Source organism: Bacillus sp. AFS098217 (assembly GCF_002551815.1).
In the GTDB taxonomy this organism is placed as follows: domain Bacteria; phylum Bacillota; class Bacilli; order Bacillales; family Bacillaceae_G; genus Bacillus_A.
Genome location: NZ_NVPR01000067.1, coordinates 1 through 22,843 on the forward strand (window position 1 = coordinate 1; position 22,843 = coordinate 22,843).

At 37.0% G+C, this 22,843-nt stretch carries 24 protein-coding genes and 1 riboswitch; of the genes, 10 read left to right on the forward strand and 14 right to left on the reverse strand.

Annotated elements, in window-relative coordinates:
- Positions 1 to 686: 686 nt before the first annotated feature.
- On the reverse strand, positions 687 to 911 hold the full coding sequence (locus COO03_RS18105; protein ID WP_097898512.1) for a DUF1450 domain-containing protein: 225 nt from the start codon (positions 909 to 911) through the stop codon (positions 687 to 689).
- Between the two features lie 279 nt (positions 912 to 1,190).
- Between COO03_RS18105 and COO03_RS18110 the strand changes: the two genes are divergently transcribed.
- On the forward strand, positions 1,191 to 1,856 hold the full coding sequence (locus COO03_RS18110; RefSeq protein ID WP_097898490.1) for an RsfA family transcriptional regulator: 666 nt from the start codon (positions 1,191 to 1,193) through the stop codon (positions 1,854 to 1,856).
- Between the two features lie 75 nt (positions 1,857 to 1,931).
- Positions 1,932 to 2,777: a lipoate--protein ligase family protein gene (locus COO03_RS18115; protein ID WP_097898491.1), complete on the forward strand. Its 846-nt coding sequence runs from the start codon at positions 1,932 to 1,934 to the stop codon at positions 2,775 to 2,777.
- Positions 2,778 to 2,809: 32 nt separating this feature from the next.
- Here the strand turns inward: COO03_RS18115 and pta are convergent, their stop codons facing one another.
- A complete protein-coding gene (gene pta, locus COO03_RS18120) occupies positions 2,810 to 3,781 on the reverse strand; it encodes a phosphate acetyltransferase (RefSeq protein WP_097898492.1) in 972 nt (323 codons plus the stop codon).
- Between the two features lie 289 nt (positions 3,782 to 4,070).
- Here pta and hemQ point away from each other — a divergent pair, with 289 nt between their 5' ends.
- The 4 genes from hemQ to gerQ all read left to right on the forward strand — a co-directional run bounded on the left by hemQ (position 4,071) and on the right by gerQ (position 7,362).
- Complete coding sequence (gene hemQ / locus COO03_RS18125) at positions 4,071 to 4,814, forward strand: hydrogen peroxide-dependent heme synthase (protein WP_097898493.1); 744 nt, start codon at positions 4,071 to 4,073, stop codon at positions 4,812 to 4,814.
- Between the two features lie 194 nt (positions 4,815 to 5,008).
- On the forward strand, positions 5,009 to 6,289 hold the full coding sequence (locus tag COO03_RS18130; protein WP_097898494.1) for a serine hydrolase: 1,281 nt from the start codon (positions 5,009 to 5,011) through the stop codon (positions 6,287 to 6,289).
- A gap of 191 nt (positions 6,290 to 6,480) precedes the next feature.
- Positions 6,481 to 6,903, forward strand: coding sequence for a cell wall hydrolase (locus tag COO03_RS18135; RefSeq protein WP_097898495.1), 423 nt, complete (start codon positions 6,481 to 6,483; stop codon positions 6,901 to 6,903).
- 27 nt (positions 6,904 to 6,930) lie between these two features.
- Positions 6,931 to 7,362: a spore coat protein GerQ gene (gene gerQ, locus COO03_RS18140; protein WP_097898496.1), complete on the forward strand. Its 432-nt coding sequence runs from the start codon at positions 6,931 to 6,933 to the stop codon at positions 7,360 to 7,362.
- Positions 7,363 to 7,392: 30 nt separating this feature from the next.
- Here gerQ and COO03_RS18145 read toward each other — a convergent pair whose 3' ends face one another.
- The 3 genes from COO03_RS18145 to COO03_RS18155 form a co-directional block, all read right to left on the reverse strand.
- Complete coding sequence (locus COO03_RS18145; RefSeq protein WP_097898497.1) at positions 7,393 to 7,761, reverse strand: DUF423 domain-containing protein; 369 nt, start codon at positions 7,759 to 7,761, stop codon at positions 7,393 to 7,395.
- A gap of 63 nt (positions 7,762 to 7,824) precedes the next feature.
- Positions 7,825 to 8,112: a YwdI family protein gene (locus COO03_RS18150; protein WP_097898498.1), complete on the reverse strand. Its 288-nt coding sequence runs from the start codon at positions 8,110 to 8,112 to the stop codon at positions 7,825 to 7,827.
- Positions 8,113 to 8,130: 18 nt separating this feature from the next.
- Positions 8,131 to 9,111 (reverse strand): potassium channel family protein, encoded by a 981-nt coding sequence (locus tag COO03_RS18155; protein ID WP_141523326.1) that lies wholly within the window; start codon positions 9,109 to 9,111, stop codon positions 8,131 to 8,133.
- A gap of 290 nt (positions 9,112 to 9,401) precedes the next feature.
- On the opposite strand from COO03_RS18155, the gene COO03_RS18160 reads away from it, so the two are divergent.
- The 3 genes from COO03_RS18160 (at position 9,402) to COO03_RS18170 (ending at position 12,414) form a co-directional block, all read left to right on the forward strand.
- Positions 9,402 to 10,685 (forward strand): purine/pyrimidine permease, encoded by a 1,284-nt coding sequence (locus COO03_RS18160; RefSeq protein WP_141523324.1) that lies wholly within the window; start codon positions 9,402 to 9,404, stop codon positions 10,683 to 10,685.
- A gap of 225 nt (positions 10,686 to 10,910) precedes the next feature.
- The gene (locus tag COO03_RS18165) at positions 10,911 to 11,732 is read left to right on the forward strand and encodes a Cof-type HAD-IIB family hydrolase (protein WP_097898501.1); all 822 of its coding nucleotides are present in this window, start codon (positions 10,911 to 10,913) and stop codon (positions 11,730 to 11,732) included.
- A 391-nt stretch (positions 11,733 to 12,123) separates the two neighbouring features.
- Entirely contained in the window at positions 12,124 to 12,414 is a 291-nt protein-coding gene (locus COO03_RS18170) for a DUF3817 domain-containing protein (RefSeq protein ID WP_097898502.1), read from the forward strand.
- Between the two features lie 51 nt (positions 12,415 to 12,465).
- On the opposite strand, the gene COO03_RS18175 is transcribed toward COO03_RS18170, so the two are convergent.
- Genes COO03_RS18175 through COO03_RS18195 form a run of 5 tightly spaced genes read right to left on the reverse strand, consistent with a single transcriptional unit; the run spans position 12,466 to position 16,931 of the window.
- Entirely contained in the window at positions 12,466 to 13,143 is a 678-nt protein-coding gene (locus tag COO03_RS18175) for a uracil-DNA glycosylase (RefSeq protein ID WP_097898503.1), read from the reverse strand.
- 19 nt (positions 13,144 to 13,162) lie between these two features.
- A complete protein-coding gene (locus COO03_RS18180) occupies positions 13,163 to 14,155 on the reverse strand; it encodes an ABC transporter permease (protein ID WP_097898504.1) in 993 nt (330 codons plus the stop codon).
- Positions 14,148 to 15,065 carry an ABC transporter ATP-binding protein gene (locus COO03_RS18185; protein ID WP_097898505.1) on the reverse strand — a complete coding sequence of 306 codons (918 nt, stop codon included), beginning with the start codon at positions 15,063 to 15,065 and terminating at the stop codon, positions 14,148 to 14,150. The genes COO03_RS18180 and COO03_RS18185 overlap by 8 nt, the downstream gene beginning before the upstream one ends.
- On the reverse strand, positions 15,062 to 15,943 hold the full coding sequence (locus COO03_RS18190) for an SGNH/GDSL hydrolase family protein (RefSeq protein WP_230322443.1): 882 nt from the start codon (positions 15,941 to 15,943) through the stop codon (positions 15,062 to 15,064). Before COO03_RS18190 ends, COO03_RS18185 begins: the two co-directional genes overlap by 4 nt.
- 10 nt (positions 15,944 to 15,953) lie before the next feature.
- Positions 15,954 to 16,931: a LacI family DNA-binding transcriptional regulator gene (locus tag COO03_RS18195; RefSeq protein WP_097898513.1), complete on the reverse strand. Its 978-nt coding sequence runs from the start codon at positions 16,929 to 16,931 to the stop codon at positions 15,954 to 15,956.
- A 119-nt stretch (positions 16,932 to 17,050) separates the two neighbouring features.
- Here COO03_RS18195 and COO03_RS18200 point away from each other — a divergent pair, with 119 nt between their 5' ends.
- The gene (locus tag COO03_RS18200) at positions 17,051 to 17,665 is read left to right on the forward strand and encodes a YczE/YyaS/YitT family protein (RefSeq protein ID WP_097898507.1); all 615 of its coding nucleotides are present in this window, start codon (positions 17,051 to 17,053) and stop codon (positions 17,663 to 17,665) included.
- Between the two features lie 36 nt (positions 17,666 to 17,701).
- On the opposite strand, the gene thrC is transcribed toward COO03_RS18200, so the two are convergent.
- The 4 genes from thrC to COO03_RS18220 form a co-directional block, all read right to left on the reverse strand.
- Complete coding sequence (gene thrC / locus COO03_RS18205; protein WP_097898508.1) at positions 17,702 to 18,760, reverse strand: threonine synthase; 1,059 nt, start codon at positions 18,758 to 18,760, stop codon at positions 17,702 to 17,704.
- Positions 18,760 to 20,055 carry a homoserine dehydrogenase gene (locus COO03_RS18210; protein ID WP_097898509.1) on the reverse strand — a complete coding sequence of 432 codons (1,296 nt, stop codon included), beginning with the start codon at positions 20,053 to 20,055 and terminating at the stop codon, positions 18,760 to 18,762. The genes thrC and COO03_RS18210 overlap by 1 nt, the downstream gene beginning before the upstream one ends.
- A gap of 143 nt (positions 20,056 to 20,198) precedes the next feature.
- The gene (metA, locus tag COO03_RS18215; RefSeq protein ID WP_097898510.1) at positions 20,199 to 21,104 is read right to left on the reverse strand and encodes a homoserine O-acetyltransferase MetA; all 906 of its coding nucleotides are present in this window, start codon (positions 21,102 to 21,104) and stop codon (positions 20,199 to 20,201) included.
- Positions 21,088 to 22,386: a bifunctional O-acetylhomoserine aminocarboxypropyltransferase/cysteine synthase gene (locus COO03_RS18220; protein WP_097898511.1), complete on the reverse strand. Its 1,299-nt coding sequence runs from the start codon at positions 22,384 to 22,386 to the stop codon at positions 21,088 to 21,090. The genes metA and COO03_RS18220 overlap by 17 nt, the downstream gene beginning before the upstream one ends.
- 91 nt (positions 22,387 to 22,477) lie before the next feature.
- Positions 22,478 to 22,582, reverse strand: a riboswitch (SAM riboswitch).
- Positions 22,583 to 22,843 lie beyond the last annotated feature (261 nt).

A 22,843-nucleotide genomic window follows, 5' to 3' on the forward strand; every position in this document is an offset into this window, starting at 1 on the left:
CAAAATTCAACGAAGGCAAAGAATCTATATAAATCCATTTTAATTTTTCGACATCTAAATCCCTGCTATGCAGAATAAAAAGTAACCTACACTCGTTTGCTCTTTCTGTTTTTACTTCGCATGTGGCAGAAAAAGGCCCTGACCGGTCAGATGCTCTCTCCCACCTAAAAAGAGGGGTTTTATGTCGGTTTTTTGATTGATGTATATATAGAGGCGGTGAACCGCCCACCAGAACGACATGTATGTGTATATAAATCCATTTTCATTTTTCGACATCTAAATCCCTGCTATGCAGAATAAAAAGTAACCTACACTCGTTTGCTCTTTCTGTTTTTACTTCGCATGTGGCAGAAAAGGGCCCTGACCGCTTCTATGCATGAATAGATGCTCTCTCTCACCTAAAAAGAGGGGTTTTATGTCGTTTTTTTAATTGATGTATGTTTTCATTTGATAATGATTATCATAATCATATACTTTATTCTACCTATTACTCCAAAGGACTGTCAACTATTATTTTGTAATATAAAACTAATGTACTTGGTATAAAACCAATCTCATAATATAAAGTTTACCCACTAATACGTCGCTAATTAATACCTTTTACCTTTTTCTTCCCCTTGTTTCGGAATAAATTCCAGCTTTAATTGCATAAAAAAAGAAGAGTAAAATGTTCACTCTTCCTTTTCTTACTTATTTAATTTTGTCTCGATTTTCTTAATTAGTTCATCTTCATTTGGCGCTGCAACTGGACGGTTATTCACAAAAGCGAATGATTTTTTACGACCTGGCCCACAATAAGATTGACATCCAACTTCAATACTTGCACATGAATCTACCTTTTTGAGCTTTGGTATCAACGTCTTAATGTTCGTTGCCTGACAATCATCACACACACGAAATTCGTTTCCCATTATATATAACACTTCCTCTATTTTAAACTTTTCACAAGTACATTTAACAATAAACACTAAATGGTATTTTACCGCTCTTTGGTGCTCGATGCAAGTCTTCCACTGTAGTCCTAACCCTTGCTTTTCCATTTATTTTTCCCTTCATAAGCTTTTGTCATTCGTACATATATTTCTTACCTTCATCAAAATCTACCATATTTTTAAAAGCTTTGTATAAAAGCAATTTTTTTTGCCCATTATAAAAATAGGAAGTTCATAAAAAGAAAGGGAGTTGAATCTATGAAAGTAAGACAAGATGCTTGGACAGATGAAGACGATTTATTACTTGCTGAAACCGTCCTTCGCCATGTTCGAGAAGGAAGTACACAATTAAATGCATTTGAAGAAGTTGGAGATCAATTAAATCGTACATCAGCGGCTTGTGGTTTTCGTTGGAACGCTGTTGTCCGCTATAGCTATGAGCAAGCTCTTCAGCTAGCAAAAAAACATCGTAAAGATAAAATGCGTGCTGCTGGTGGTGAACAAGCGAAAAAACGCCTGCTTTATACCCCTCCAGCTTCAGCAGTAATAACTGCCCATGACGAACCAGTTACAAAAGAGGCTATTCCATATTCGGAACCATCTGTTTCTAAAACTTCTCTAACAATGCAAGATGTCATTTACTTCTTACAAACAGTCGGATCTTCAAACGTAAAAGTAACGGCACTTGAAAACGAGAATACGAGATTAAAACAAGAATTAAAAGCACAAGTGCTTCGTAATGAAGAATTAGAAACGAAACTGGAAAAACTAGAACAACAATCTAATACAGTACAAGAAGATTATGAAACGCTCATGAATATTATGAACCGCGCTCGTAAATTAGCATTAATGGATGACGAAGAGCGTGCACAAACTTCTTTCCGAATGGACCGAAATGGGAATTTAGAAAAAATTGCAGAATAAAAGGGATGCGCTAACCGCATCCTTTTTATTTTGTTATAATAAAGATTGTCATTTTATAGATAAGGGGTTAGTTATATGAGCAATTCCCGTTCGATTTTATCTCAACCAGAGTGGCGTATTGTTGATCAGTCTAGTTTAGGACCGACATTTCATGCTCTGCAGTCATTCGCAATGGATGACACACTATGCACGACAATCGGAAATGGTACCTCTGCTTCAGCAATGCGTTCTTGGGTTCATTACAATACAATTGTTCTTGGCATTCAAGATTCTCGTCTTCCTCATTTACAGGAAGGGATTTCTTTTTTAAAACAGAAGAATTTCAATGTTATTGTTCGTAATTCAGGTGGTCTTGCAGTCGTACTTGATGAAGGGGTTTTAAATGTATCACTTCTATTTCAAGAAACAGAAAAGGGAATTGATATCGACCTTGGATACGATACAATGTGGCATTTAATTAAAGAAATGTTAAAAGATTACGATGTCGATATCGAGGCAAAAGAAATCGTTGGCTCTTATTGTCCTGGTAGCTATGATTTAAGCATTCGCGATCAGAAATTCGCAGGTATTTCACAGCGCCGCATTCGCGGAGGTGTAGCTGTACAAATTTACTTATGTGCTACAGGAAGTGGCTCCGAACGTGCGGCACTTGTTCGTGATTTTTACAACTTAGCAATTCAAGGTGAAGAAACAAAATTTACGTATCCAGAAATTGTACCAAGTACAATGGCTTCATTATCTGAACTACTTGGTGAAACGATTACCGTTCAAGACTTAATGATGCGCCTTTTAAAAACATTACAGCATTTCGCACCAAAATTAACACCATCACAATTAACAGTTGATGAAGTTCCATTATACGAAATGAATTTACAGCGTATCATCGATCGTAATAACAAAGCACTTAATCTTGAGAAATAAGAAAAACCCCGCTACGTAGCGGGGTTTTTCAATTATAGTGCTTGAGCTGCTGTAATTAAAGCTAGCTTGTACACTTCTTCTTCGTTACAACCACGAGATAAATCGTTTACTGGCATATTTAAGCCTTGTAAGATTGGTCCTACTGCTTCAAATTTACCTAGGCGTTGTGCAATTTTGTAACCGATATTACCAGCTTCTAAGCTTGGGAATACGAATACGTTAGCATCACCTTTAATAACAGAACCTGGTGCTTTTTTCTCCGCTACAGATGGTACGAATGCAGCATCAAATTGGAACTCTCCATCTAATGTTAATTCAGGAGCCATTTCTTTTGCGATACGAGTTGCTTCTACAACTTTTTCTGTTTCTGGAGATTTGGCAGAACCCTTTGTAGAGAAACTTAACATTGCAACGCGTGGATCAATGCCGAATAATTCAGCTGTCTTTGCACTTTCAATACCAATTTCAGCTAAATCTTGGCTGTTTGGTGCAATATTGATTGCACAGTCAGCGAATACATATTTCTCATCTTCGCGTACCATGATAAATACGCCTGAAGTTTTTGTAACGCCTGGTTTTGTTTTAATGATTTGAAGTGCTGGACGAACTGTGTCAGCTGTAGAATGAGCTGCACCACTTACTAAACCGTGTGCTTTACCCATGTATACAAGCATTGTACCGAAGTAGTTTTCGTCTTTAAGGATTTTGCGAGCATCTTCTTCTGTTGCTTTACCTTTACGGCGTTCAACGAAAGACGCTACCATCGCATCCATTTCTTCGTATGTAGCTGGATCGTAAATATCAACGCCTGCTAATGTTAAATTCATGCTAGCAGCTTTTGCGCTAATTTCTTCTTTATTACCAACTAAGATTGGTTTTACTAATTCTTCTTTTGCTAAACGCTCTGCAGCGCCTAAGATTCTTTCATCAGTTCCTTCAGGAAGTACAATAGAAATGCCTTTTCCTTGAACTTTTTCTTTTACTGTTGTAAATAAATCGCTCACAAATAAACCCTCCTACAAATGTTAAAAAAACTCTACCTTTAAGAATACTTCTTTTCATCTATATTTTAAACTTATAGCTCCTAAAAAATAGGCAAAATTAAAATGATTATATTTTCACAAAATTCAGCTGGTTAATTTTCCATCTATCTATAGATATAAAGACATATACACTCCTCTTTCTAGCATTTTCAATTGTGACAATTTTATGCACCAAAGCTTTACATAGGTAACTTTAAAACTATATATGCTATAGTTAACGTGTAAAATATCATTAACTGAGGTGAATCGAATGAGCGAAGCAGCAAAAACGTTAGATGGTTGGTATTGTTTACATGATTTACGTTCTATCGACTGGGCAGCATGGAAAACATTATCTAGTGACGAACGTGAACAAGCAATGTTTGAATTTTTAAATATCATCGAGAAATGGAATAAAACTGCGTCTGCAAAACAAGGTAGCCATGCAATGTATACCGTTGTTGGTCAAAAAGCTGATATTATGTTTATGATTTTACGTCCAACAATGGGAGAATTAAATGAAATTGAAACAGAATTAAACAAAACAACATTAGCCGAATATATGGTTCCTGCATACTCTTACGTATCTGTTGTTGAACTAAGTAACTACCTTCCAGCTGATGAAGATCCATACCAAAACCCACAAATCTTAGCACGCTTATACCCTGAATTACCAGCAGCAAATCACATTTGCTTCTACCCAATGGACAAGCGTCGTCAAGGTGATGACAACTGGTACATGCTTCCGATGGAAGAACGCAAAAAGCTTATGTACAGTCACGGCAAAATCGGTCGTCAATATGCAGGTAAAGTGCGCCAAGTTATTACAGGTTCTGTTGGTTTTGATGATTATGAGTGGGGTGTAACACTATTCGCTGATGACATCCTTCAATTTAAAAAACTTGTATATGAAATGCGCTTCGATGAAGTAAGTGCTCGTTATGGTGAATTTGGAACATTCTTCGTTGGAAACATTTTACCAAGCGAAAAAGTAGCAAAATTTTTATACGTATAATACAAAAAAGGAACGAAATTCGTTCCTTTTTCTTTATATTCCACAATTCTTCTCCAAAAATCCGCTATTTTCGTCAAATTAAAACAAGAACGGACAAAATCTTGTCAAATTTCCTATTAAATTATAATCTTTTCATATCCAAATTTATGCTAAAATGGTACGAGCTATATGCTAATAACGATGCGAAGGTGATAATGTATATGAGGAAAATCTTATCTATTTTACTAGTGTTTCTATTGTCATTTTCTTCCTTAGGAGTAACAACCTCCCATGCAGAAGAAAAAATACATATAGACGCTGCCGCTACTATTCTTTTCGATGCAGACACAGGAAAAGTACTCCACGAACAAAACCCAGATGAACTACTGGCCATTGCTAGTATGTCAAAACTCATGGTTATTTATTCCGTTTTGGAAGCGATTAAGGAAGGAAAAATTACCTGGGATACAAAAGTAAACATCTCTAATTATGCTTATGAAATTTCCCGTAACAATGAATTCTCGAACGTTCCTTTCGAAAAAGGAAGACAATATACAGTGAGAGAATTATATCATTCTATTATTATCTTCTCTGCAAATGGATCTAGTGTTGCGCTAGCAGAACTTCTTGCAGGAAGTGAAAAAAACTTCTTGAATCTTGCAAATGAACATGCGAAAAAACTAGGGTTAAAGAAATACAAATTTGTAAACGCTACAGGATTAAATAATGCTGATTTAAAAGGAAAACACCCTGAAGGAACAGATCCGAACGGAGAAAACTCCTTATCAGCTCGCGATATGGGTATTTTAGCGAGAACAATTATTACAAAGTATCCAGAAATACTAGAGGATACAAAACAAAGATTTAGAAACTTCCCAGATAACCACCCACTTCCAATTCGTATGGAAAACTGGAACTGGATGCTACCAGGCGCTGCCTTTGCTTACGAAGGGACAGACGGTTTAAAAACGGGAAGTTCAGATACAGCTGGGTATGGATTTACAATTACCGCAAAACGCGGTGATTTACGTCTTATCTCCGTTATTATTAAGACAAAATCAATGGACGAACGCTTCACAGAATCTCGTGCGTTAATTGATTACGGTTTTAATAACTTTGAAAAACAGAAATTAAAAATAGATAGAAATAACACAATTCCTGTTGTAAAAGGGAAAGAAGATTATGTAACTGTGACACCTGAAAAAGAAATAACGGTAATCACAAAAAAGGGTAGCAAACCACCTTACAAAATTTCTACTGAGGCGGATCAATCACTTGCTGAGGATGGAAAATTAATCGCACCTATTAAAAAAGATGCAAAAGTAGGTTCACTTGTTTTAGAATCAACTGATCAATATGGATTCTTAGACGGAAGTAAAAACATGAAAATCACTGCAAAAACAACAGAAGAAGTAGAAAAGGCAAATTGGTTCGTATTAACAATGCGTTCCATTGGTGGATTCTTCTCAAATATGTGGTCAAAGTTATTCGGATAAATAAAAAGCTAGCAATGCTAGCTTTTTTATTATGTTTCTCCTTCTAACACTAAAATTACTCTCCCTAAAAGTTTGTTTGATTGTCATATCTGAGTCCTTTTCCTCATACGTATGAACTAGTAATTGTTCCACACTTCACCTAGAAATAAACCTCTTTCTCTAATGCAATCCCAAAAGAGAGGTGAGACATAATGGCTGTTATCGCCCATACAGGCGAAGAAGTAAAATTATTAGCTAGGCTCATGCGTGCTGAAGCTGAAGGGGAAGGGCAACAAGGCATGTTGATGGTTGGAAATGTTGGTGTCAATCGCGTTCTTGGAAATTGTTTAGATTTTAAATCAATCCGAAATTTACGCCAAATGGTTTTTCAAAGTCCTGGTGGATTCGAAGCAACTCAGAAAGGGTACTTTTATCAACGGGCACGAGAACAAGACATCGCCCTTGCAAGACGTACAATTCAAGGGCAACGCTTTTGGCCTGCAAATTTCGCCTTATGGTTCTTTCGTCCGGCTGGTGCTTGTCCACCAACTTGGTATGACCAGGAAAATTCAGGGCGTTTTAAAAACCACTGCTTTTTTCAACCATCCGGCGAGGACTGCCCAAGTGTATATTAAAGAATGAAAACAGGGAGGGATTTTTGAATGGCACAGCAACAAAATCCATACTATGGAACGGGTTTTTATCAACCTTCAGGGGGATATATGCAACAACAAATGACGCCGCAGCAGCAACAAGCTATGCAACAACAGGCCATGCAACAACCAACTGCCCAAGCACAGCTTGCAGCATCTCAAGGTATGCTCCCACTAGAACAATCGTATATTGAAAATATCCTTCGCTTAAACAAAGGAAAACCAGCAACTTTTGTTATGACATATGAGCGTGGTAGTTCGCTTGGCACACAATCCTATACAGGTATTATTGAAGCAGCTGGACGTGATCACATTATCGTCAGTGAACCAAAATCCGGAAAAAGATACTTACTACTTATGATTTACTTGGATTATGTAGAATTCCCTGGAGAAATTACGTATTTTCCTACCCAACCAGCAACCTATGCTCCAAGATCATAAAAAAAAGCTGGCAAATGCCAGCTTTTGTTTTTATAAACCTTTTACAACTGCAGTTCCTAGTAAAATCCATCCTACAATAAATGCTACACCACCAAGCGGTGTAATCGGTCCAAAAAATTTAATACCCGTTGTACTTAATGCATATAGACTACCAGAGAACATGATAATTCCAGCTACCATAAACCAGCCTGCCGCACTTAAAAGAGAAGATTGAATTTTATCCATTAATAACGCAACAACGAACAATCCCCCCGCATGAAACATTTGATATGTAACTCCTGTCTTCCACACTTCTAACATTTTTGCAGAAATCTTGTTTTCTAAGCCATGCGCCCCAAAAGCTCCTAATGCGACAGATAAACCAGCTGCAATACAACCTAATAAGAAGAAAATTTTCATTAGAATTCCCCTTTTTATCTTTATGATAAGAAATTTTTGCATATAAGCCAAACAATTTAACCTTTAAAAATCAAATAAAGAACTCCCATTTGCATCTGCTTCTTTCATATATACAGGTTCTCCGGAAACTGATACTACCTGCTGAGTTGTTGTCATTGGATGAGATGTTATCACTTGTGGTTGTAGTTTTGGTTCTACATACCTACTAGAATCAATCTGTTCGTCTAACAGTAAATCACATAAAGCACGAACAACTGATAGATGTTCCTTCGCTTTCTGTCCTTCACTACTTTTTGCTTTTGCAATTTCATTTGCCATTTTATTTAAAATCTTCTCGCTAGATACTTGCATCCCTTGTCACCTCTTACTTTATAATTCTTTCTCAAATTGCTCCAACTTCTCTACTGGACCAAATACTATTATCATATCACGTTCTTGTAATTTTTCCTGCCCTGTTGGATTATGGATAATATCCCCATGTCTTAAAATCGCTAAAATTGTAACATCAAATTGATTTCTCACATTATTTTCTAGCAATGTTTTTCCAATTAAAATAGAGCCTTTCCCAATTTGAACTTCTTCTATCGCAAAGGACTGCTCTATTCCATAAAGCACTGTATCAATATAATGAACCGTTAGTGGATTTGCAATACCTTTTGCAATATGGATTCCAGCCATACTAGATGGATTAATAACTTTAGTCGCACCAGCACGACGTAATTTTTCTTCCGTTTCTGGCTTTTCGGCTCTAGCTACAATTTTAATCTTACTATTAAGCCCCCTTGCCGTTAATGTAATAAATACATTTTCAGCATCATTCGCAACAATCGCCACTAAGCCAGCAGCTCTTGTAATTCCAGCCTTAATTAATACCTGATCTTCAGTAGCATCACCATGTACATACAAAAGTTTTTCCTTCTCTAGTACCTCTCCATCTCTATCAACAACCACAAAAGGAATCTTCTTTTCCTGTAATTCGTGTACAACTTGAAGTCCTACTCTACCACAGCCACATACAATAATATGATCTTGTAACTGCGCTATGTGCTTATCCATTTTTCTCCTCCTCATTGCATGAAATAAATTCCCCTCAATAATCATCGCTGCTACTACCCCGATTGCATATGTAACAATTCCTACCCCAACTGGTATGATAAGAAGTGCGAAAATCTTCCCAGCTTGCGTTAACGGAACTGCATCCCCGTATCCAACCGTCAATACTGTAATCATCGTCATCCAAAAAGCTTGAAACAAACTGATTTCTTCTATTATCATAAATCCAATTGTTCCAAGGGTTACAACGAAACACATACATATCACTGCTATCAATAATTGCCTGCGTGCATTCATATCGTTCTTCAACTCTTTTCTCTATCTATATAAATCCATTTTAATTTTTCGACATCTAAATCCCTGCTATGCAGAATAAAAAGTAACCTACACTCATTTGCTCGTTCTGTTTTTACTTCGCATGTGGCAGAAAAGGGCCCTGACCGCTTCTATGTATGGCCAGATGCTCTCTCCTACCTAAAAAGAGGGGTTTTATGTCGTTTTTTTAATTGATGTATATATACAATCTTTGCCAGAGGAAATAAAATACGTATATACTGGAAACGGAATCTATGAAAGAGGTTGATATCATGAAAACATTTCTTTCCGCCCTGCAATGGGCATTATTTATTTTGGCCGGAAGTCTCATTGTACCAATTAGTGTAGCCACTAGTTATGGACTCGATGGTGCTGAAGCTATTGCATTTGTACAACGAACATTATTTGTTCTTGGTTTTGCAGGCCTCCTGCAAGCCATATTTGGTCATAAGCTACCTATTCAAGAAGGTCCTGCTGGTCTTTGGTGGGGAGTCTTCTCTCTTTATGCAAGTTTAGGAATCGTACTATTTGGATCAAATAATGAAACACTCCGCGTCTTGCAGTACGCTTTCCTGTTAAGCGGTATCATTTGTATGATCCTTAGTATTTTTGGACTTATTGATAAACTTGTTCGTTATTTCACACCAACAGTAATCGGAACTTATTTATTTCTTCTTGTTGCCCAGCTTAGTGGCTCTTTCTTAAAAGGAATGTTTGGCCTTGACGGACAACATACCGAAGTACAAGTAAACGTATTCATTCTTTCACTCATTGTTATTTTACTATCTTTTTTCATTATGAGGCTACCTATTATTGGGCAATACTCTGTTCTCTTCAGCATTGTCTTTGGATGGATTTTATTTGCATGCTTTGGATTATCCAATCCAATTGCACCTGTAACAGATATCATTCGTCTCCCATCCCTATTTGTTTTTGGAACACCTCGCATTGAATGGAATATGGCAATTACCGTTATTTTTGTCACACTACTTCTCCTAACAAACATGTTAGCAAGTATTCGCGTTGTTCAAAAGGTTGTTTCTAAATATGAAGAGGATATAGTTCAAAATCGCTTTAAACAGGCTGGTATTATAACGGGGATTAATCAATTGCTAGGAGGACTTTTCTCCGCGATTGGTCCTGTAGCCATTTCAGGATCAGCTGGATTTATCGCAACAACAAATATTTATAAGAGGCTTCCTTTTATGTTAGGATCAATTTTTATCATTTTAATTAGTATATTTCCAAAGATTACTTCATTCTTTGCAGCGATCCCTGTTGCTGTTGGGTATGCGGCTATTTACCCTGTATTTGCAAATATGATTGGCCTCGCCTTTCGTGAATATGACGCAGTGCAAAATAAAGATCGTTTATTCCGTGTTGCCGGCCTTTCACTCTTTACAGGAATTGGGGTTATGTTCGTGCCGCCTAGTGCATTCTCTACCCTTCCGCCATTTTTGGCATCCTTTTTAAGTAATGGCCTCGTCCTTGGTTCCGTTATGGCCATTCTACTTGAAGTACTATTTTCCCATTCAAAAGAAAGCCAACTTTCGTAAATTGGGAAACTTCCATTATTGCACTCTATTTTCAGAGTTGTTACGATAGGTATAAATTATCATGGGCAATACGCCCATGATAATTTATACTAACAATACAGTCACCTTCTTAACTTTATTTAAAGAGGTTCGATGTCTTACTATTCATTATTTATTCCTCAATCTTTTCATCAAAATTTTTTAGCAACACCAATTATTATTTAAACAAAGAAAGGAACTTTCTATATGTCTTATAAAATGATTGTTTTAGATTTAGATGATACTTTACTACGTGATGACCATACGATTTCAGAGCGTACAAAACAGGCTTTAATGACCGCTCAAGAACAAGGTGTAAAAGTTGTACTTGCTTCTGGCCGCCCAACATTTGGTATGCGTCATGTTGCAAAAGAACTTCGTTTAGAAGAATACGGAAGTTTCATCCTATCATTTAACGGCGCAAAAATTATTAATTGTAAAACAAATGAAGAACTATTCAGCAGTACATTATCTCCTGAAATCGTTCATAATCTATATGAAATTAGTAAAGAAGAAGATGTTTGGATCCATACGTATATGGGCGATGATATTGTAACTGAAGAAAATAATCCATATACAGAAATTGAAGGCAATCTTACAGGTATGCCAATCATTGAAGTAGACAGCTTTATTGCTGCTGTACAAGAACCTGTTGTAAAAGTATTAATGAATAAAGAAGCTGAACGCCTTGTAGAAGTAGAAAAGAAACTTCAAAAACAACTAGAAGGAAAACTAAGTGTAATGCGTTCAAAACCATACTTCTTAGAGTTCACAGAGGCTGGTGTTACAAAAGGAACAAGCTTACACCAACTCATTCAAAAACTTGGTATTAAACGTGAAGAAGTAATCGCAATGGGCGATAGCTATAACGATCAAACAATGATTGAATTCGCTGGTCTTGGCGTTGCGATGGGTAATGCACCAGATGATATTAAAGAAATTGCAAACTACGTAACTGATACAAATATGAACGATGGTGTTGCAAAAGTTGTAGAGAAATTTGTACTAAAAACCGAAGTTCTTGTTTAATATATATGATTTTTCAACATACAAGTCACGGCTATGAAGAACAAAAGGTGACCTATACTCACTTTCTCCTTTTGTTTTCACTCGGCATGGGGCTAAAAAAGGTACTGACCGCTTCTATACATGGGCGGATCCTCTCTCCCATCTAAAAAGAGAGGTTTTATATCAGTTTTTCAATCTGTATTTATATAAATCCGCGCACAAAACCCATTTGAAGTCAAATACTTCAAATGGGTTTTTCTTTAAATATAAGTAGCTTTGTGAAGATATTTTGAACTTTGCACCATTTTCATAGTGCAAAGTTTGTTTTTGTATATAATGAAACAAACAGACTATTTTTAAACAAGAATACAAATTTACTATATACAAGCTCATATTCTAAGGAGGCCATTTCATGTTATCTACACCAATCGGAAGATTAAGAGCAATTGGATTAGTTGAAGGGATTTCTTTTCTAATACTATTATTCGTAGCAATGCCGTTAAAATACTTCGCAGGGTTTGCAACAGCCGTTAAAATTACAGGTATGGCTCACGGTGTTCTATTTATACTATTCATCTTTGCAGTAATTCAAGTAACAATCGTGCATCGCAAATCAATTTCATGGGCTCTTGGTGCACTTATCGCATCCGTTATCCCATTTGGCACTTTTGTACTAGATGCAAAACTAAAAAATGAACAATAATAATGAAAGGTAGCTAACAACCATTTTGTTAGCTACCTTTTTTATGCTGCATTATAGATTTGGAATTTGCCAATCAATCTCCTTCTCACCCATACTAGATAAGAATTCATTTACTTTTGAGAACGGTTTACTTCCAAAGAAACCTCGTCTTGCTGATAACGGACTTGGATGCACAGATTCAATAATATGGTGATTAGAATTCGTAATCAATTTTTTCTTCGCTTGTGCATGACGTCCCCACAATATAAATATCACAGGTTTTTCGCGTTCATTTAACAACTCGATTACACGATCTGTAAAATGCTCCCACCCTTTTCCTTTATGAGAGTTAGCCTCCCCTTGACGAACAGTTAATACAGCATTTAGTAACAATACGCCTTGTTCTGCCCATTTCACTAAATAACCGTTATTCGGGATTTCACATCCAACATCAGACTGTAATTCCTTATACATATTTTGTAGTGACGGTGGTGTTCTTACGCCCGGTTGTACAGAGAAACTCAAGCCATGCGCCTGATTTGGCCCATGATACGGATCTTGTCCTAAAATGACAACCTTCGTATTTTCATAACTTGTATAATGTAACGCATTAAAAATATCATTTGCATTTGGATATATCACATGTGTACTGTACTCTTCTTTTAGAAACTGTCCCAACTTTTGATAATATGGCTTCTCAAATTCTGGTGCGAGTAATGGCTCCCAGTCATTCTTTAAAATGTGTTTCATCTCTTCACTTCCTATTCACTTAATTGACCATATCCTGCTTTGTAAACACTACGAATGAAACAATAAGGGATGCTATGGCCCAAACGGTTAAATTCATTAATGAAAAACTCATTGATAAACCTTGCAGTGCAGGTAATTTCCCTGATAAATAATCTGTTAATGATAAGTTCACACTAAATATATATTTTGCGCCTTCCCAAGATGTCGCAAAAGAGCTTAAAATGCCACCAGCAATTAATGCTGCCAGCATAACTCCCATACCTGCTGGTGTGTTCCGAATTAGAACTGAAACCATGAAGGAGATTGTTCCTACAACAATTGCCACAAACCATGCCAATCCATATGCCATTAAGATGTATTGCCACTGCGGGATAAGGTGAACAAAATTTGTATTCAACGCTTCTTTATCAATCACAAACCCTGTTAACACAGGCAAACCCCATCCGGCATATCCAAAAACAACGCCCGATAATGCATAGGCAAAAATACCTACAAGGAGTAATATAAGTGAAACAAATAACAGCATCGTCACATACTTGCTAAGGAGGATTTTCCAGCGTCGAATCGGCCGCGTCAGGAGCATTTTCATCGTCCCATCACTTCGTTCTCCCGATACAATATCGATTGCCACAATCATTACAAGGAGCGGAATAAACAGGGTAATGCCTTGTTCAATAAATGCTCTGACAAACGTTGGTGCTCCTGGTGCAGTTGGATTAATATCATGATCTAAATAATATTGTTGTTGCTCTACCCTTACCTTTAGCCAATCACGCCACTCTTCCGGCAATCTAGAGTTATTCAAACGATTTTGCGAATCAACAATTTGCTGTTGAAGTGAAACCTTCCAATCACTTGTACCAAGTCGCTTTTTCGTCGTTTCTATTTCACGATACTGGGCATAAACAAACAGCGGGATCAAAATTGCTAATATAAGCATGACAACAAAAATACGTTTCTTCCGATAAATTTTCTCCGATTCATTTAAAACAAGATTTGCAAATTCACGCATGCTGCTCACTCCTTGTGAGTTCAATAAATAAATCTTCTAACGTAAACACAAGCTCTTTCACACTATGTACGTCTATCCCATTTTCAATAAAACGCTTATTCCACATACTAATTGATGTGATATTCATACGGCACAATAAACGTTCATTGTCTATACTGATTTCACTTACTCCTTCTGCTGCTTCTAACATGTCCTTCGCTTTTGAAATTGGTGTAACAATCCACTCAACGCGATCACTTGCGGTTTTCATCAACTCTTCAATAGGTGCAACTGTAATCATTCTACCTTTATGAATAATAGCGACACGATCACATATCATTTGCACTTCACTCAGCAAATGACTCGAAATAAATACGCTCATATTTTCTTCTTTGACAAGCTTATGTATAAACTCTCTTAATTCTCTTATACCAGCAGGATCTAATCCATTTGTCGGTTCATCCAATATAAGAAGTTTCGGACTCCCAAGAAGGGCTTGTGCAATTCCAAGGCGCTGCTTCATACCAAGAGAATACGTTTTTACTTTATCGTGAATACGCTCATCCAAATGAACCATTTTTGCAATTTCTAAAATACGTTCATCCGATATACCACCAAGCATCCGTGCAAATTGCTTTAAATTTTCAAATCCTGTTAAATACGTATAGAGCTCTGGGTTTTCAACGATGCTGCCAATTTGTCGCATCGCTTCCCTAAAATTTTCTTTAATATGATAGCCACCGATAGAAATCTCACCTTCGGTTGCTTTAATCAATCCAACTAACATCCGAATTGTCGTCGTTTTTCCTGCCCCATTTGGACCGAGGAAGCCAAACACTTCTCCTTGCTTAACATCAAATGAAATATTTTCTACAAGCGTCTTCTTCCCAATTACCTTTTTTACATTCCGTACTGAAAGTATCGTCGTCATTTGGCACCTCCTTCATCTAGCTTCATCTTACTTACAACATCTTGTAATAAGCGCTCAGCCATATATGAGTAACCTATTTCATTCGGATGAAAATGATCTGTGTATAACAACTCTTTCCCACGATTTTGAAATAAATCAAACGTCGGTGTAATATATACATTTTTATTGTTTACTGCTAATTTCTCTAAAGAAGCATTCCAATCAATAACAATGGCTGAAGAACCTTTTAAATCTTCCACATCTTCAAAAGGATTGTATAAGCCGAGCCAAAAGATAGGGCTATCTGAATTTAACTTGCGAATTTCCGTTATAATTTTCTTCGCTTCATTTTGAAATGTTTCGGTATCTGGGCGATATTTCTCTAGATCTATATTCCCAAGTGATTCCCAGCCTGGAAATAAATCATTACCTCCAATTGTTAAAACGATTAGATCCGCTTGCTTAATGGAGTACTGAGCCCCACTGCTTTCTATCTGCTTTAACAAATCTGGCATTTTGGCACCACTAACAGCCAAGTTTGTTAAAGCAACCTTTTGTTTATAATCTTTTTGCAACCCTTCTTTCATGCGCCCAACATAACCAATTCCCTCTTTATCGCCAACGCCACGCGTTAACGAATCACCTAAACTAACTACTTGTAACGTTCCAGATTTCTTTTTCTCCTTAACTTGCGCTTCCGTTTTCGTAACTAACTTTGAAGCTTTCGGGTTCAATACATCGTTAACACCCAAAATGAAACCGTATGCAAACAAACAGAAAGATGCAATTGTAATGAGTAGAATTGCCTTAACTAATTTTGATCTCATATCAAAACCCCTTTTAGCCCTCATAGATTGTCCATAATTATACCAAACGCCCTTTTGAAAAGCGATTTCCACACTTTCTCTATTATGTTGTTTCTCTCTCCGTTAATTGTGGTAATAACTCTATATTTTTGACGCTTACTTTTTCAGCTGTAATTTTCTCATATAATAATTCAAACGCTTTTCTACCAACAGCTTTACTAGAATGGGCAATCGTCGTAATTCCTAATATATCAGCCACTTCTTGATCATCACATCCAATAATTGCGAGTTCTTCTGGAATACGAATACCATGCTTCTTCGCTTCTGTTACCATACCTGCCGCAATTGGATTACACGAAACGAGAAAGGCTGTCGGTTTCAATGGCATATTTACCCATTTCCTTGCCACATTACGTCCATCTTCCACTGTAAAGCATTCTTTAAACTTCCATTCTTCTTGAGACTCAGTAGAAATTTCCTGAAGTGCATCTTCAAAAGCCTGCTTTCGCTTTTGACTATTAATACTATTGTTTCTTCCAATACAATATCCAATACGAGTATGCCCATTATCTAGTACATATTTCATACCTTGTGAAAACACCTTATAGTGATCAATATGTACGCTAGAAATTAATTTTGATTCTATTTCCTCACACGTTACAATCGGCCCGAACTTTGTATATTCTTCAATTTTCTCTTGATTATTCACCCTTGAACATATAATCAAGCCATCAAGCTTTTTCATTTTTAACATGTGTAAAATTTCAAGTTCTCTTTCAGCACTATAGTTCGTCTGACAAAGCATCATATTATAATTTTTCTTTGCTGTTTCCTTCGAGATTCCTTCAATAATAGCACTGTAATATTGATTATTTACATGTGGTAATAGCACACCTATTACATTTGTTTTTCCCCTTACTAAGTGAATCGCATTGACATTTTGAGTATAGTTTAACTCCTCAATAATCGCTAAAATTTCTTTCCTCTTTTCCTCATTTACATAAGGATGATTATTGAGCACACGTGAAACTGTTGAAACGGAGACCCCAGCAATTTCAGCAATCTTTTTTATATTTGTCATCTTATTTTCTTCCCTTCCCATCATTTAAATCAATTACATTCAAAATTCTCCCTTGACCTGGTAAGCTTTCCACATTATATCCTTTCCTAACAAACACATTCAGAAAGGATTTGGAACATATGATACGCTTCAAATTAGAATATATATTTTTTATTGGTGGCTTACTCATTCTTTCCCTCGGAATTAATATGATGACAACCATCACTTCTTTTGGGCTTAGTCCCTATGATTCATTCTTTATTGCACTATATCAAAATTTCGGTATAAGTATTGGTTTTTGGATTTTTATGATTAACTTTGCTTTTACAATTATTGTGCTCTTTTTAAATAAAAAGCATATTACAATTGGAACGATTGTTACTATGGTTCTGATTTCTGTTTTTGTTGATTGGATTGGTTCTATTACTATTATTATGGATTCTATCCGCTCTCTTCCAAAATATATAACACTTGTGTGCGGAAATCTATTCGTTGGCGCTGGAATTGGAATCTATGTCTCCACACAATTATGTGCAGCACCACAAGAGGCATTTGTCTTAACAATGGCTGAAAAGAAGAAATGGACGTTTCGTAGAACAGAAATTTCATTAGCTTTGTTATTTTTGACACTTAGTTTCTTACTAGATGGACCTATTTACTTCGGAACCATTATTCTTTCCTTTACAACAGGATGGATTATTCAAGCATTTATTCATATGGGTACAAAAATTCTCCACGTAAAAAAGGCCTATTGAGCAAATAAAGCTCCAATAGGTCCTTTTTCGTCTATTTCATTGAAAGACCGCTCCTTGAATATAATCAAAGACAACCTTCTCATCATTTGGTAACACAACTGGCTGAATTTTCTTCGTATCAATAGCAATATCGGGGTCCTTCAAACCATTCCCTGTTAAAACGGCCACGATTTGACTTCCCTTCTCAATTTCTCCGTTTTGCAATTGCTTATAAACACCAGCAAGAGATGCACAGGAAGCAGGTTCAGCAAAAATCCCCTCGTACTTCGCTAACCATTCATACGCTTCAAGAATTTCAACATCTGTTACTTCGTCAATTTTACCTTGAGAGTGCTCGGCAGCTAAGGCAGCTTGCTCCCAGCTTGCAGGGTTTCCAATGCGAATAGCTGTTGCAACTGTCTCAGGATTTTCAATTTTATGCCTGCGTACAATCGCCGCTGCACCGTCTGCTTCAAAGCCATGCATTTTTGGTAAACCCGTACCTAGTCTTTCATGATACTCCATAAAACCTTTCCAATATGCTGTTATATTGCCAGCATTCCCAACTGGGATGGCTAAAATATCGGGGGCCTTCCCTAACGCATCACAAATTTCAAATGCAGCTGTTTTCTGGCCTTCAATCCGATATGGGTTAACAGAATTTACAAGCGTAATTGGTGAGGACTCACTCAAATTACGCACAATTTGCAGCGCATGATCAAAATTCCCATCAATACTTACAATCTCAGCACCATACATAACAGCTTGCGCTAACTTACCATATGCAATCTTCCCATTCGGAATAATAACAATACATGATAATCCGGCCCTAGCTGCATATGCTGCTGCAGATGCAGACGTATTACCTGTTGATGCGCAAATTACCGCACCACTTCCAGCTTCCTTCGCCTTTGCTACAGCCATTACCATACCGCGGTCTTTAAAAGACCCAGTTGGATTTGCGCCTTCTATTTTCCCATAAATCGTCACGCCCCACCGAGCTGACAAGTTCTCTAATAAAATGAGTGGTGTATTACCTTCATGTAACGTTAAAGAAGGTGTCTTTTCTGTAATAGGTAGAAATTCTTTATATTCAGCAAGCAAGCCTTTCCACATTACTTCGCATCTCCTTCAATTCGATAGTTTGCTTTCACACAATCTATCTCTTCATAAGCTTGCAATGTATGTAAAATATATTCATAATCTGCAAGAGATGCACGGTGTGTTACGATGACAATCTCAGCTTTTCCTTTCTCTTGTAATGGCATTTGAATAATTTTTTCAAAGCTCACACCGCGTTCAGAGAATAAGGATGTAATTTTTGCAAATACACCAATCTCATCGCTTACATGTAGGCGTAAAAACTTTTTCACAAAAATTTCATCTGGCTCTTTTAACACTTTCTCATACTGCGGGGAAACAGCACTATTTCCAGTTACACCAAGGCGCACATTTTGCATCACTGCAACTAAATCAGAAACGACTGCTGTTGCGGTTGGCAAACTTCCTGCACCAGGTCCATAAAACATCGTTTCTCCTACCGCTTCACCGTATACATATACGGCGTTATATTCATTTTGAACAGCTGCGAGAGGATGCGTATTAGGAAGTAACGTTGGCTCAACAGTTACCTCTAACTTTTCACCATCACGCTTGGCGAGCCCAATTAATTTAATTGTATATCCTAAGCTTTTACTATATGCAATGTCTTCCTCTGTAATGGAAGTAATCCCTTTCACCTTCACATCTCCGAGCTCTACATTTGTAGAAAAGCCAAGAGTAGCTAGAATCGTCATTTTCCTTGCTGCATCTAAACCTTCTACGTCTGATGTTGGATCTGCTTCCGCAAATCCAAGCTGCTGCGCTTCTTTCAACACGTCGTCATATGCTCTCCCCTCGTCAGACATTTTTGTCAGAATAAAGTTTGTTGTACCGTTCACGATTCCCATTACCTTTGTAATGAGGTCTGAAGAAAGCCCCTCTACAATGCTTCGTAAAATTGGAATCCCTCCTGCCACGCTTGCCTCGTAAAATAAATCAGCGTTATTCTCCTTTGCTACCGTGAGCAACTCCGCTCCGTGTAATGCCATTAAATCTTTATTGGCAGTAACAACATGCTTACCATTTTTCAACGCCTGTAAAATGTATGCTTTTGCTTCCTCTATGCCGCCCATCACTTCAATGACAACATCAATATCAGGATGATCTATAATTTCATTTACATTTTTCGTTAATAGAGTAGAGGGTACTTGAACCTCTCTCTCTTTCTCAATACTTTGCACTAATACTTTTGCTATTTTCACTGGGCAACCTACTTGGTGCATTAATCGATCCTGATGGTCCGTAATAATGCGAACCACACCGCTGCCAACTGTCCCAAGGCCTAATAAGCCCACTTGAATTTCATTCATGATACTGTTCACCCCTCTAGAAATTTGTATTTAGATGCCATTATATAAGTTAAATTTCTGAAAAACAATGTATTTTGAACATTCGGAAAAATATAAGTTAATCTCTACAAAGAAAACGCTACCACGTGTTATATAATCATCATCTACAAAATATAAGGGGTTTCTTGATACACATAATAATTCAGCCAATTTGAAAATAATAGGTTTCCATGACTCCGCCATCTTACAAGCGGTTTTTCGTCTGGATTATTATATTTAAAATAGTTTTTTGGAACTGTAATATCCAGCCCTCTTCGTTTATCTCGTTCATATTCCTGTTTTAAAGTATCACAGCTATATTCACTATGACCAAGAGCAAAAATATGCTTACCATCTTGCCCGATAACAAGATGAACACCGGCTTCTTCTGACGTTGCCAGTAACGTTAATTCTTCTATCTTTTCAATATCATCCGCACGTACTTCCGTATGACGAGAATGCGGTACAAAAAAGAGTTCATCAAACCCCTGCAGCAGCTTTACGTGCTGCTCACGCACTTCATGTTCAAACACACCAAACATTTTTTCTTCAAGTGGGTATTTTGGGATTCCATAATGATAATACAAACCAGCTTGTGCACCCCAGCAAATATGCAGCGTAGATGTTACATTCGTTTTTGAATATTCCATAATACGCTCAAGCTCTTTCCAATAATCTACATCTTTAAAAGGAAGTGTCTCAATTGGTGCTCCCGTAATAATGAGCCCATCAAATTTTTCTCCTTCAATATCACGAAATGTCTTATAAAAACTTGTTAAATGCTCCTGTGCTACATTACGGGATACATGAGACTCCATATGGAGTAAATGTACATCCAATTGAAGTGGCGTATTACCAATTAACCGAAGTAATTGCGCCTCTGTTTCTTGTTTTGTTGGCATTAAGTTCAAAATTGCAATTTTCAAAGCACGAATATCTTGCGTTTCAGCTCGATCTTTTGTCATTACGAAAATATTTTCTTCTTGCAATACTTTACGAGCTGGTAAATCTTTATCAACTATAATTGGCATGTTCTTTTCCTCCAACTAAAGCTGTTTGCAAATCAGCAATAATGTCAGAAACATCTTCTATCCCAACCGATAGGCGAATTAAATCAGATGTAACACCAGCTAAGCGCTGATCCTCTTCATTTAACTGTCTGTGCGTTGTACTAGCAGGGTGAATTACGCATGTTCTTGCATCTGCTACATGTGTCACAAGCGTTGCCAATTTCACATTTGCAATAAACTCTTTCGCAGCTTCCACTCCTCCTTTAATACCAAACGTTAAGACACCACTCGCACCTTTTGCTAAATACTTTTGCGCTAATGGATAATTTTCATTACTGTCTAACCCCGGATAATTCACCCATTCAATACGTTCATGATTGGCTAGCCACTTTGCAACTGCAAGAGCATTTTCACTATGGCGTTCCATTCGTAAGTGTAATGTTTCTAAACCAATATTACTAATATACGCATTGAATGGGCTCATACAGTTTCCATAGTCTCTTAATAACTGAACGCGTGCTTTTACAATATACGCTGCTGCTCCAAAGTTCTGCACATAGCTTACACCGTGGTAACTTGGATCTGGTTCGACAAGCTCTGGATATTTACCATTCGTCCAATCAAAGTTTCCACCATCAATGACAATCCCGCCTAATGAACTTGCATGACCATCAATATATTTCGTTGTAGAATGAACAATAATATTTGCGCCATGCTCAAACGCTTGGCATAAATACGGTGTCGCTAAAGTATTATCAACGATAAACGGTACTTCTAACTCTTTCGCAGCTGTTGAAAATTCTTTAAAATTTAAAACATTCATCGCTGGGTTCCCAAGCGATTCCGCATAAATTAGCTTTGTTTTATCATTGGCAAGTGCCACAATTTCATCTGCAGTTAAGTTCGGATTAAAGAACGTAACATCAATCCCCAATTTACGTAAACTTACTCCAAATAAGTTAAATGTTCCCCCATAAACAGTTGAAGAGCAAAGTAAATGGTCACCACTGCTGCAAATATTTAAAACAGCAAGCATAATAGCTGCCTGACCCGAAGCTGTTGCAACAGCCCCAACGCCGCCCTCTAATTCTGCTAACTTCTGTTCAAATGCTGCAAGTGTGGGGTTTCCAATACGTGTATAAATGTAACCTTCTGCCTCTAAATTAAAGAGCGCCGCCAAATCATCCGACGTATCATATTTATAAGTTGTACTTTGATAGAGCGGTAAAACACGTGGTTCACCATTCTTTGGTGTATAACCACCTTGCACACATATTGTTCCTTTCCCCCATGATTCACTCATTTTCTATACCCCTTTCTTTTATAAAAAATAAAAAAACTGCTTCTTTCCTGAACAAGAAAGAAGCAGTTTGAAAACACGCTCTAGAGTCTCTTTCTTATCTCTCAGGGTTATTACCTGCAGGATTTGGCACAATTCCGTTATACGGCTGTTGCCAAGGTTTCATAGGGCCTGTCCCTCCACCTTTTCTTGATAAGACTATTTAATTACCGTTGATTTTATAGCAATCATTTCCTAATGTCAATCACTTTTCTGAATGTTCTAAATCGAATGTCGATAATTTGGTTATTTATTAATTTGAAAGATCAAAGGAAATACTCTACCTAAAGACAAAGAATACCTTTTAAAAACCTTACTTACTATGTAAAATTAAAGAGTTATATTTAATTTTAGTGACCATCAACATACTATTTTTAACAGTGCTATATAAATCCATTTTTATTTTTCGACATCTAAATCC